The sequence below is a fragment of the Anoxybacillus suryakundensis genome (assembly GCF_001418025.1).
Classification (GTDB): Bacteria; Bacillota; Bacilli; order Bacillales; family Anoxybacillaceae; genus Anoxybacillus; species Anoxybacillus tengchongensis.
Window position 1 is genome coordinate 69,432 of the sequence record NZ_LIOK01000001.1, and the last position, 12,427, is coordinate 81,858.

The 12,427-nt window shown below is 41.2% G+C and carries 13 protein-coding genes; 2 read left to right on the forward strand and 11 right to left on the reverse strand.

Going from position 1 to position 12,427, the window contains the following annotated elements; translation table 11 throughout:
- Window positions 1-64: 64 nt before the first annotated feature.
- The 4 genes from ASC42_RS00330 to ASC42_RS00345 form a co-directional block, all read right to left on the reverse strand.
- A complete protein-coding gene (locus tag ASC42_RS00330) occupies window positions 65-619 on the reverse strand; it encodes a hypothetical protein (RefSeq protein ID WP_055440047.1) in 555 nt (184 codons plus the stop codon).
- Complete coding sequence (locus ASC42_RS00335; RefSeq protein ID WP_221248163.1) at window positions 606-827, reverse strand: hypothetical protein; 222 nt, start codon at window positions 825-827, stop codon at window positions 606-608. The genes ASC42_RS00330 and ASC42_RS00335 overlap by 14 nt, the downstream gene beginning before the upstream one ends.
- Before the next feature lie 75 nt (window positions 828-902).
- Entirely contained in the window at window positions 903-4,025 is a 3,123-nt protein-coding gene (locus tag ASC42_RS00340; protein WP_055440049.1) for an MMPL/RND family transporter, read from the reverse strand.
- Entirely contained in the window at window positions 4,022-4,468 is a 447-nt protein-coding gene (locus tag ASC42_RS00345; RefSeq protein ID WP_055440050.1) for a MarR family winged helix-turn-helix transcriptional regulator, read from the reverse strand. Before ASC42_RS00345 ends, ASC42_RS00340 begins: the two co-directional genes overlap by 4 nt.
- Before the next feature lie 124 nt (window positions 4,469-4,592).
- Between ASC42_RS00345 and ASC42_RS00350 the strand changes: the two genes are divergently transcribed.
- Window positions 4,593-5,153 carry a Uma2 family endonuclease gene (locus ASC42_RS00350; RefSeq protein ID WP_055440179.1) on the forward strand — a complete coding sequence of 187 codons (561 nt, stop codon included), beginning with the start codon at window positions 4,593-4,595 and terminating at the stop codon, window positions 5,151-5,153.
- Window positions 5,154-5,211: 58 nt separating this feature from the next.
- Here ASC42_RS00350 and ASC42_RS00355 read toward each other — a convergent pair whose 3' ends face one another.
- A complete protein-coding gene (locus ASC42_RS00355) occupies window positions 5,212-5,517 on the reverse strand; it encodes an ABC transporter permease (protein WP_055440051.1) in 306 nt (101 codons plus the stop codon).
- A gap of 238 nt (window positions 5,518-5,755) precedes the next feature.
- Between ASC42_RS00355 and ASC42_RS00360 the strand changes: the two genes are divergently transcribed.
- Window positions 5,756-6,937, forward strand: coding sequence for an IS701 family transposase (locus ASC42_RS00360; RefSeq protein WP_055440052.1), 1,182 nt, complete (start codon window positions 5,756-5,758; stop codon window positions 6,935-6,937).
- A gap of 64 nt (window positions 6,938-7,001) precedes the next feature.
- On the opposite strand, the gene ASC42_RS14160 is transcribed toward ASC42_RS00360, so the two are convergent.
- The 6 genes from ASC42_RS14160 to ASC42_RS00385 form a co-directional block, all read right to left on the reverse strand.
- Window positions 7,002-7,178 (reverse strand): hypothetical protein, encoded by a 177-nt coding sequence (locus tag ASC42_RS14160; RefSeq protein WP_342413228.1) that lies wholly within the window; start codon window positions 7,176-7,178, stop codon window positions 7,002-7,004.
- A gap of 1 nt (window position 7,179) precedes the next feature.
- Window positions 7,180-8,205, reverse strand: a complete 1,026-nt coding sequence (locus tag ASC42_RS00365; protein ID WP_245191122.1) for an MFS transporter — start codon at window positions 8,203-8,205, stop codon at window positions 7,180-7,182.
- Window positions 8,206-8,382: 177 nt separating this feature from the next.
- On the reverse strand, window positions 8,383-9,033 hold the full coding sequence (locus ASC42_RS00370; protein WP_055440053.1) for a response regulator transcription factor: 651 nt from the start codon (window positions 9,031-9,033) through the stop codon (window positions 8,383-8,385).
- Window positions 9,034-9,054: 21 nt separating this feature from the next.
- Window positions 9,055-11,310 carry an ATP-binding protein gene (locus tag ASC42_RS00375; protein WP_055440054.1) on the reverse strand — a complete coding sequence of 752 codons (2,256 nt, stop codon included), beginning with the start codon at window positions 11,308-11,310 and terminating at the stop codon, window positions 9,055-9,057.
- 6 nt (window positions 11,311-11,316) lie between these two features.
- Entirely contained in the window at window positions 11,317-11,472 is a 156-nt protein-coding gene (gene comX, locus ASC42_RS00380) for a competence pheromone ComX (RefSeq protein ID WP_055440055.1), read from the reverse strand.
- Window positions 11,473-11,490: 18 nt separating this feature from the next.
- Entirely contained in the window at window positions 11,491-12,384 is an 894-nt protein-coding gene (locus ASC42_RS00385; protein WP_055440056.1) for a polyprenyl synthetase family protein, read from the reverse strand.
- Window positions 12,385-12,427 lie beyond the last annotated feature (43 nt).

A 12,427-nucleotide genomic window follows, 5' to 3' on the forward strand; every position in this document is an offset into this window, starting at 1 on the left:
CACGATTTGCAGATATATGAAAAGATATACGAAAATAAGAGCGGGCATGAAACCCCGCTCTTATTTATGACCATTGCTCTAGTTGTTTGTTTGTTCCGTCTCTTTTCGCCATTTGTTTCATGTATGTGAGATTTAACCGCTCTTTATGAAGGAGAAACATTCTTTTTGCCCATTCACAATCAGAATTCGATTTCCAATGTACACATGCGCGAAGGCGATCTAATATAATGTCTTCAATTCCGATGACGTAAACAGACAACCCTTCTTCTAGCCTTAACTCAATCACTTTATTCTCATCAGCATCTTCTAACATATCATTTGGAATTTCCACACTAACAAACAATTCATCATGATACCAATGTCTTCCTAACGGAGTGAAACCAAGTTGAGTGAGCAATTGCCCTGCTTTTTCGCGATCACTAACAATTAAGTCGATATCTACGGTCGTGTAATCCCCACGCGTATATATTTCAACCGCAAGCCTGCCAACAATAATTGGACGTATACGATACGGCTCCAATAGCTTCGTTAAAATGGCTGTGACTTGAACCATTTTTTCAAACGATGTTTTCGTTTGAAGCGACTGAAGTTTTTCTTTCGCCTCTTTAATCGAATTCATAATACCACACTCGTTCGTTCAAATATTTAATTTTTCCTTCTTGCTCCGCTTTTTTCCATCGTTTTATGCATAATTCATCTAATATACGCATTTCCTCTTTGTCGCGTGGACGTAAACGTACATGTTGCTCTCTTCCATCTTTTAATATATCCCGTTCCACATTTCCTTTGCGTGAAAAAATCCAATCGTTTAGTTCAGACATATTCATTTTTCTCACTTCGTTTCACTCCAACAACTATTTTTTTACATTATATCACAAAAGAGCGGGCATCGACACCCGCTCTTATTTCATAAATGGCCACCAATTCGCCCGTCCAAACGTTTTTGCCATCACCGGAATGAATAACGGTAAAACGACAAGCGCATATAAGAAAAGACCTGTTAAAATAATCGTCGCAATTTGCAATAGCGATAATACACCAGATGGATACATCGCCGCAAACGTTCCTCCTAAAATGATCGCCGCGGAAATGATGACTGTCCCCATGTGACGCATCGCTTCAAGCATCGCTTCTTGAACGGTTTTATCGCGATATTCATTAAAGCGATCCATTAAGAAAATGCTATAGTCAATGCCGAGCGCCATTAAAATAACGAACGCAAAAAACGGAACCGCCCAGTTTATTCCTTCGTATCCGAGCATATTCACAAATACAAGTTCGGTGAATGCCATCGATGTGTAATACGTTAAAATAAGCGATAACATTAAATACGCTGGCATAATAAACGAACGAAGAAGAACAATTAAAATGATCGCAATCCCTGCAAGCATAAATACCGATGTTCGAGCATAATCGGCAGCAGAAATGTCATTTAAATCCGAATATATGCTTGTTACGCCGCCAACGCCTACTTTCGCATGCTCAAGTTTCGTACCGTTCACTGCCCGAGCGATCGCTTCTTTCACTTCCGCGATTTTTTTCATCGTTGTCGTTTCATACGGATTGGAAGAAAAGACGACGTCGAACGTCACGACTTTCCCGTCTTTCGACATATATGCTTTCTTCGCTTGCGCAAATTCCTCGCTCGTCAACAATTGTGGCGGCATATACCATCCTGCCATTTCTTCATCTGGCGCATTCGCTAAGTCAGAAACGTACTGTCTAGCAGATTGTAGGCCATCTTCGACTTGTTGTAAGCCGTTAACGCTTTGATTTAATCCTAAGATGAGTTGATCCATTTGACCATTGAGTTGCGAAAAACCTGTAAGCAATTGCTGTTGTCCGTCGTTTACTTTCGCTAGCCCGTTTGTCACTTCCGGCAAACGTTGAACGATTTGCCCTTGCCCATTTGCTGCTTGCTCTAATCCAGAACGAAGCTTTCCAAGTCCAACGATCACTTGATCCATTCCAGTAATAAGCGCTTGCTGTCCGTTTGTTATTGTCGCAAACGATTCGTTTGCTTGCTGTAAGCCGCGTTGAACATTTTGTAACGCGTCGTTCACTTGAACAAGTGCATCAGATAACGTATTCATTTGTGCGCTCATCTGTTGAACAGCTTGCTTTACATGTGCATACTCCGCATCTTCACGCAAGTCTTTATGACGTTCTTCAATACGGTTTAACGACTGAGAAAGAAGCGGCAACTGTTGAGAAATGGCTTGCAATCCACTTTCAATTTGTTCATATCGTTCACTTAATTGACGCAGTCCACCGGTTGCTTGCTCATATCCTTTTCGCAATTCATCCGCTCCATCATGCAGCTTTTTCATATTCGTTTGTATCGTTTGCAATCCTTTTTCAAGATCAGCAGCACCAATCGCTCCGCTTCGCACCCCATCTTCTAATTGCTTTAACGCTTGCTGTAAATCAGTCATTCCCGTTTTCAATTTTGTCGTTCCGTTGACGAGCTCCCGAATGCCACCCGTCGCCTGTGCTAGCTTTGGAGCGGACTTCGCCATTTCGCTGCTCGCTTCGCTTAAACCAGACCGAATTTGTCCAATGCCGTCCGCTCCTTTTCCAAGCCCTTCTTTTAACTGTTCCGCTTGTTTTGTGACAAACAATTGATCAATCGGCTCTCCGAGCGGGCGCGTCACCGAACGAACAGCGCTTACGCCATCAATGTTTGCTACTTCACGGCTAATTTTTTCGATCAAATAGTAATATTGCTCATCATCCATCGCTTCGTCATTTTTCATCACAATTTTCGTTGGCATTGCTTCTCCTTCGCTAAAATGAGAAGCAATAATGTTAAACGCTTTGACGGAAGGATAACGATCGCCAATTTCCGCCATTGAGTTAAAGGAAAGTTCGCCATCGTACGTCAATAAAATCGGCAATGTGATGATCGCGACAATCGCAAGCGCCCATAACGGACGAGCGAAAGAAAAACGACCTGCCACATCCCATAATTTGCTCGGTTTATGTTCAAGCGCTCCTTTCATCGGCCAAAAGAGCTTTTCACCTAGTGTAGCCATAAAAAACGGCACAAGCGTAACAAGGGAAACAAGCAACACAACGACACCGACCGCTACAGCTGATGCAGACTGATACAGTTTAAACGTCGATAAGCCGATGGACGCAAAGCCGATCATGACCGCCAATCCGCTGAAAATAACCGTTTTTCCTGCTGTTTGATATGTTGCAATAATCGCTTCAGTTCGATCTTCTCGCTTCGCTAACTCTTCTTTAAAGCGGCTGAGCAATAAAATGCAATAGTCTGTTCCGATTCCGAATAAAACCGCAACTAAAAATGTTTGCGTAAACGTAGAAAGTGGAAAATCAACGCGATCAACAAGAAAAGCGACAATCGCTTGTGACACGATATACGTCAGTCCGACCGTTAACAACGGTACAAACGGAGCGACGAGCGAACGAAACACAAGAAATAAAACAATTAAGATAAAAACGACGGTAATACCTTCCGTTTTTTTCAATCCTTCTTGTGAACTTTGAATAACATCTTCATCGACCATCCAACTGCCTGTGTAATAGTGTGGCACAGCAATATTCTTGATCTCATCATAAAGCGCTGTACTTATTTCTTTTGCGGTGCGTTTGTTTCGTTCTAATTGAAGGGAGACAAGCGCTGTTGTCTCGTCCTTTGACACCAGTTTTTCTTTTAGCTGCCCGTCATCAAGCGGTGATACAATTTGTATTAAGCCGAGCGCTTCTTTTTTCCCTTGCAGCTGCTCTACAGCTTTCTCGATTTCTTTCCAATCTTTTTCTTGTAATCTCTCTTTTCGATGAAAGACGAGGACGGCGCTCATTTCCCCTTCCTTATTTTCTTGCTTTTGTACTTCTTTTAATAACTCGCTTGCAAGCGAAGACGAATAACCGTCTGGAACGGTAATTTGCCCCTTTTCGCGCACAAGTTGCGCCATATTCGGAGCGGTCATAACGAGCACGACAGCTGCGACAATCCACGCGAGTAAAACGACCCATTTTCCACGAATAATCGTTTTCATTTGCCATCCTCCATTTCTTGTAAAATCATCGCTAATTTCTCATACGTTTGAATAAACTGCTCAATTTCTTCATGCGAAAGCTTTGTCATCATCTTCTCAACAAGTTCGTATACTTTTTGTTCTGTTTCAACAAGCCATTGTTCTCCTTTTTCTGTAAGTGAAAGTGAAATAATGCGACGATCGCCTTCATCTTTGCCACGTGCAATCATTCCTTTTTCAACAAGACGATTCGTCATCGCGGTAACCGCGCTTTTATTCACCGCAAACACGTCGGCTAATTCCGTTGATGTGCACACCTTATGCTTATATATGTAGCGCAATACATAATATTGATCGTGCGTCACATCATCTAACTCACATTTCATCAGCGCCGCCCCTCGTTTATTCACAAGAAACGAAATGGACAAATAGCGCTCAATAAATTGTTGTATGCTTCTCTCCACCGATCAATGCCTCCTGTCAAAATAGTTCAATTATTTAACTATTTAATAATATAACGATAAAACACGGAATGGTCAATGATGAAGTGAGGTGTGGTATAATATTGAAAAAAGCGAGGGATACGCGATGAAGCCAGAATCATCCAAACTGTATACGTATGCCGATTATGTTCAATGGGACGGGCGTTGGGAGCTCATTGACGGGAAAGCTTACAACATGAGCCCTTCACCAACATGGGAGCATCAATTTACTGTCATGGAACTATCGTTTGCGTTTCGTTCGTACTTTCAAAATAAAAATTGCTATGTTGCCATTGCTCCGTTTGATGTTCGTCTCTCCGAAAGCGACGACTACACGTATGCAAAACATGTTGTGCAACCGGATATTTCCGTCATTTGCAATCGAAACAACTTAACACTCAACGGCTGTTTAGGCGCACCGACACTCATTGTCGAGGTTCTTTCTCCGTCTACAGCGTTAAAAGATCGAAACGAAAAATTTAAGCTATATGAACAGTTTCATGTGCAAGAGTATTGGATTGTTGATCCTTTGTATAAAACAGTCGAAGTATTTGGGTTGGAGGATGGTTTTTTTAAAAAAAGAGAGGCATTTGGAGAAAATGACACAATTACATCTTTCCTATTTACGGATTTTTCTCTCGAGGCGAAGCGATTATTTTTTCAATAAAAAAGGCAGCCAATAGCCGAGTCACAAGCTAATTGGGCAGCCTTTTTCTTTTTATCGTTTAAGCCGCGACGTCGCGTTTTTGGAACGTCCACCATGTCACCGCATTAAACGCGACAAAATACACAAGCAGCACCGCAAGCGAAAACGGCATCGTCATCCCTTTCACCAACGGCATGCCGTCAATATATTGTGCTAAGTTCGTATTGGCAAACAATATATATTTCGCCCAGTCAAATTTCAGCGACAAGAAATAAGTGATTTGCGGACCGATGAACAGTGAGAACGTCGTCAAACCAATCGCGAGCGACTGGTTGCGGAAAACGGTGGAAATCATAAACGCGAACGTCGCAAGCGAAAAGGGCATTGCCTCGTGGAGTTCATTTACCGTGCAGCGAAACAAAATATTCCTATTGATACCGTGAAAAAACAGCTCCACGTGGCATAAGAAGTACCCTGTTTGTTTCTTTTTTAAATGGTAATTATTACTGTAGATGAGCAAATTCGCTAACATAAATTTACAACCAAACAAAAAAGAAGACATGAACCCGATTCCTTGGTTAAAATAGATGTGCCATAACTATCCACAAGGAGGTTCATGTCTCATGAATAGATTAGCACATCTCCAAGGAATCCACAAGTTTTTGACGATGTTGGGGTTGGCGCTTTATTTCTCGAAACCTGTCATGAAGCATCTCGTTCATATCGTGGATGCGATGATTACAAAGGGCTTTTCGGAAACGCTGACCGATCTACATCATGGGAGTTTTCATCCGAACCATCGCGCGACACTGAGCCATTTTTTCACGAAAAGCCCATGGGAGGAAGAGACGCTGCTTCGCAAACTCCAGCAGTGGGTGCTTCATCGTGTCGAACACAGCTCGAAACGAGAGAATCAACCCATTTTTGTTTCGATCGATGATACGATTTGCCAAAAAACAAAGCCCTCGTCACGGGCAACACACGCGATCCAAGGGTGTGATTGGCATTATTCTCACACGAATAAAAAGTCTGTCTGGGGACATTCTCTCGTTTGGCTCATGGTTCATACGATGATCCAAGCGTTTCCTTTTGCCTTTCGCCTCTACGACAAGACGGCGGGGAAAAGCAAAGGGGAACTCGCGATCGAGATGCTTTCTTCGTTGGATGTGAGTCGCCCCGTTTATGTGCTCATGGACTCTTGGTATCCATCGAAAACCCTCGTGGGAGCCTGCTTGAAAAAAGGGTTCCACGTCATCGCGATGCTGAAGACGAATCGGATTCTCTATCCAAAAGGGACGGCCATTCAAGCAAAGGAATTTGCCAAATCTATGGAGCCGCGGGATACCCGCCTCGTCACGGTGGGAAAAGAGCGTTATCGGGTGTATCGCTACGAAGGTGCTCTGAACGGTCTCAAGGATGCCGTGGTGCTCCTCTCATGGAAAGCCGATCAACCGATGACGCCGAAACATCTTCATTGCGTCTTGAGCACCGATCGCGAGCTAAGCGACGAAGACATCTTGCGCTACTATGCTGCACGTTGGTCGATCGAATGTTTTTTCCGTCAAGCGAAAGACCAGCTGAAACTCGATGGATACCGCGTTCGCGGGCGTCGGGCGGTAAAACGGTATTGGATTCTGGTACAACTGACTTATGTGTACAGTATGTTCGAGTCCAACGGTGATTTCTCTACCGGGCTTGATCTTCTCCGAACGAAGAAAAGGCATCGTCTCGTCGAGTTCATTTACCATGCAGCGAAGCAAGATATTCCCATTGATGTTGTCAAAAAACAGCTCCATGTGGCATAAGGGATACCCTGTTTGTCTCTTTTTATGGTAATTATTGTTATAAAAATTGCTCATCTACAGTTATTCATTCCATTTTATTATTGACATATGTAGCTTTTCTTTCATGTTTTACGAGCCTAGAAGATAGACTATATCCTACTAAAACAAAACACATGATATAAAGAGCTGTTGATATACCGAATAAATCGGCCATTCCTCCCCCTACAATCGGACCGATGATCATCCCTACAGAATAGGCCATATTAAAAACAGCAAACGCAGTAGCATACGCCCCCCCCACCTAAACGATCAACAGAATTCGCTAATTCCGGCAAAGTCGGCGTTAAGACAAAACCAGCCGCTGCCCCTACCAAAAAAAGCACAGATCCTTCTAGTATGAACGAGTTAGGGAGTACAACCAACGGAAGAGAAGCAGCTAAAATAAGCAGACCTGACATCATCAAAGAAAAGGTTCCACATCGATCGGATAACCAACCAGCTAAAGGACTTACCATTCCATAAGCAAGAGTTGTAATGCCGAACAGAATTCCTATATGAACAGAATTAGCCCCTAAATGTTCCTCAAGATAAATAGGTAGGATTGGCTCTAAAATACTTATTGCAGAAGCTCCAAGTAAAACTACGCCAAAAATTTTTAATACGATACGGTCTCGGAAAATTTTCATTCCTATACTATCAGCATCCATTGTCTTTGGCGGATCCTCTAATAAAAATATCCTTGCGAATCCATCTAAAAGAATAAAACATGAAACGAACAAAAACGGCAGCTGATAACCTCCCCATTCAAATAACATCCCACCTACAGGTGCACCTAAAAGAGTCCCCGCAGACATAAAAGTAAGTACTGTTCCTAAAGCCTTTCCTCTTTTAGCAGGTGGATACATATCTGTAATCAGCGCCAATCCCGCAGTCCATGTCGCCGCTGCCGCAACACCTTGCAACAATCTAGCAACAATTAGGAACATCATACTGTTTGCAAAAGCAAATATTAAAGTGCTTGCTAGAAGAACTACCATCCCCCACAACATTACTCCTCGTCTACCAAATTTGTCAGAGATTCCTCCTAATATAGGAGTAGCGATCAAAAAAGAAAACGCATAACAGCCGATGAGTATGCCAATAACTGTTTGGGAAGCATCAAATTTAGAAGTGTAAAAAGGCACGATCGGAACAACGATGCTATACAGAAGCATATCAATAAACACCGCCATCGCAATGACAATCAACCCCGTTATTGGCTTTCCTCTCATCTCTTTAAGCTTTGTCATAAAATATTTCACCTCCCTCTATAAATGTTCCTTCCTTTCTTTACCTCAATTATATCTCTATTTTCTTTCTTCTTCACCGCCAACATGGTGTCGAACCCCGCCATTTTTTGTCGGATACCGACACGAAATGGCGGACTTCCAAAAAAGAAAATGCCCTCACCGATCCGGTGAAGGCATTCACAACATATGATGCTCTGGAATGAGCCCTAATTGTTTTGCTTTTTCCACTGCTTCTATTCGTGAAGATACGTGCAGCTTTGTGAAGATGCGCGATAAATGTCTTTCTATCGTTCGTTGGCTCGTGTGATGTTTTTCTGCAATATCTTTATTACATAAGCCGTTAGCAACTTCCATTAATAGTTCTTGCTCGAGAGAACTCAGCACAGCCAGTTGTCCGTTTTCATCCATATTTTCTTTTGCTCCACAACGGCACAGCTGACGCAATACATGCACAGGAATGACCGCCTCATCTCGTAGCGCACAGCGAATCGCTGTAATTAATTGCTCACTTGATGCGGTTTTACTGACAAAGCCTGTAATGCCTAATTCAATGAAATAATTTAAAAAGGGAACAATATCATATCCGGTATAGATGACAATTTTCGCATTCGGCTGTTTTTCGAGAATTCGTTTACTCAATTCGATACCGCTCATATCCGGCATACACCAGTCAAGTAAACATACATCATACGCACGTTGCTCGATCATTTGTTCTGCTTCGCTCGCAGATGTCGTAATGTCTACTTGAAAATCCCCTTCACATTCGAGCACATTTTTCGTACCTTCACAAACAAGAAGATGATCGTCGACAATTAAAATACGAGCCATGCTTCTCTCCTTTCCATACATTTATAATGGGATGGTGATCGTTATCTCTAATCCAGAGCCATGCGATGACGCGATTTTGCATGTTCCACCTAATCCTTGCACACGCTCTTTTATTCCGAATAATCCTAAATTTCCATGATGATTATTTAATTTTTCCATCTCTATTCCTACTCCATCGTCTACATAACGAAGTTGAACAGCCTCATCTTGCACATCCAATACGAGGTGGATCGTTGATGCTTGAGAATGTTTCGCCGCATTGTTAAGTAATTCTTGTATAACCCGATAGATGACTAGCTCCTGTTCTTCTCCTAATTGGACTGGTACGTGAACATTCCACTTTACTTTTATATTCGTACGTAAATGAAATCGGTCAATGAGCTGTGTGATGGCTTGTTTTAATCCTATTTGGCTCAAAAACGGCGGTCTTAATTCATGACATATTTCTCTCGTTACATCAATGACATCGAGGATCTCCTCTTCGATATCGTTTAGCTGTTTTTGCATATCTTCCACGCACAGAGGTTGAACAAGCAAGTTTTCCACTTTTCTTCTTAACAAAATTAAATCTTGAAGCAATGTATCGTGCAAATCAATGGCAAGCCTCTTTCTTTCCCTTTCTGACCATTGAAACATTAATCGTGCAAATGGAATCGAATGTTTTTTTTCTTTTAAGCGTTCTAACTCTTTCAATAACTCCTCCACTTTTAACATGTTTTCCATCGTCATGCTCGTATAATAAACAATGGTAGATAGCCAATCTTTTTGGTCGGTGCGAAATGAAAGAGGACGTTTCTTTTTCCCTACTAACCATAAAGATGTCTCATGAAACGAACCGATAAACACGACAAATAAGGAGCGATGTTCCATTACGCGACCAATCGAAAGTGGAGCACCATTTATTTTTTTGACGATATTCGCCCAATGCGCTTCATTGTACTCAAAAGAAAGCGGTTCGTTTATGGACTGTATTACCTCTACTTTTTCCACGTCCAAAATTTCTTGCAATTCCTTTTCCAAACAATACATGGCTCCTTCTACTGTACATTGTTTTTTCAGTTGTTCACTTATGCGATACAAACTCTCTTCATAAAAATGTTTTTGCATCCGTAATTTTGCCCGCCATTTGCGGTCTAACCATTCTTTTATGTAAAAAGCAACAAGAACGATGATATAAACGACAGAAAATAAAACAACAAGTTCAGCCCATTTGCTAGAGCGATGGATCCATTGATTGTACACAATCATTATAAAAAAAGATGGGAATAATGCGAACAAACTAAGATACTTTAACCGCTCGATGGAAAATGGCAGTTGAAACAGTTGATCTGTTGCCATTAAATAAAAAAAAACGATCGGTAAGGCGAAAAGAAAGATAACCGTTAATTCCGCTGGCAATATCCATTTTTTCATTACTAGCATAGGAAGACTATAAAAGAAAAGAAACGGGATCGTCGATAAACTAATCGCCAATAACAATCCTGTTACGGTATGTTGCTGTTCATCTTTTTTCAAATCAACGAACCCTTTTCTTAACAAAGCAAGAATGATAACCGTATTGATAAAAAATGCCGTCAATAACACTTCCATTTCACTTATCGAACGAAACGGTATAGACATCAGTGAAATAATAAACATCACAACGTTAAACCAATAAAGGAAAAAGACGATTTTTTTCGCAAACCATACCTTCTTTTCGTTTTCAAAATAGTTGTAAACAAAATGCAAAAATAGCGGAGGCAGCATGAAAAATGCACCGCTGAATATTTGCCTTCCAAAAGGCGCATGCTTCGCTGATAAACTGGCACTGATATAACAAAGCCCTGCCGATAACAACAAGTAAATCAGCACGGTCGCCGGGCTATTATCTGGTCGCAAACGAAGCAAAAAAACGCTTAAACGAACAGCGAATAGAAAAAAACCCGTCGGCAAAATAATATAATACAACCACTGTTCCGTTCCATGCGCTAGATAGTCAATCACCAAAGTTTTGATTTGATTTCCTCTTTGAATAGTGATTGCTTTTGCTTGTTCAATCGTTTTGTATTTCTGAACCATAAAATGGGAAAGCGGAGGCTTTCCATCTATTTTTAGCACTTGATCATAAATATGAATTCCATGTTTTTTTGCCCAGCCAAACTCATAAAGATCGTTAACAACCACAGCGCCATTCTTTTCTACTACATCCATGCCGATCAATGGATGTTTCACATTTAAAACGGTTAAATATAGCGCTAAAATCGAAGCAAAAATCATGGCAATAACTGTTCGATTCATCGTGATCTACATCCAATATCCAAGCGGTGTAGTCGATTCGCTAAACACCTTTATCACCGCTTTTCCCTCTACCTCACTTAAACCGATCAGGCTCACCGTACCATTTTGTAATTTTTCGATGATTTCCGGATGTTCGACTAAAAAGCGAATGATTTGTTGCATCACAATTCCCCTCCAACATTACAAAATCATTGTTTTCAGTGCGGATTTATACTTATCATCTACATCTAGTTTTTCGATTTCTTGCCACGCTTTTTCCTTGTAAATTTGGCTCATCACTTTCGCATAGTAAATCGCTCCTTCCTGTTCCATTTGCTGAAGCGCTTTTTCTTTTTGGACATACATCTCGTCATAGTCTATCTCGTTGTTGAAATATTGTTTCCATAAGTTATCGTGCTTGCTTTCGAGCATATACAAAATCGGAAGCGACTTTTTCTTTGCTTGAATATCCGCTTTTTTATCCCAGTTGTATAGCGCATCAAGATCATTGTCGATTTGTGCTGCAATACCGATGTAGCGAGCATATGTTTCAATCGCTGCGATGTCCTCTTTTCCTGCTAATAATGCTCCGATCACACAAACCATCGCAACAAGAGAGCCTGATTTTTTCTCTACCATCTTTATACATTCTGCTTCTGTCTGTACGTTACACGCCACATCAGTCTGTTGTCCATGTACACTCTGAAGCAAGCAAGACGTAACATATGATAGTGCCTTTAATTTCTTTTCATCAGCAATGTGCAAATGAGCAATTACTTGCTGCCCTAATAACAAAAACCCAATCGCAGTATGTACGGTAATCGCATCATCTTTTAATCGATCTTGATCAACTACGTCATCAAGTAAATCGCCAGCAAGCACGATTAATTCAACAGCTGCGGCGATATAAATGAAGGGATATTCCTGTTTTGAAAACATGTCATGGTGCAAATTGGCTAATCGACCAAAAACCAAATCGCTCTCTTTCATATGTTCCTCAATTGCCATCAACATGTGTGCCTTTAGTTGTGGTTCCGACATGAATAGTTCCACAATTTCTTTCATTTGTTTCGCTATTTTTCCCTTTTCACTCATCCTATCGCACCTTGAATAAATATTTATATATTTTATATATAGG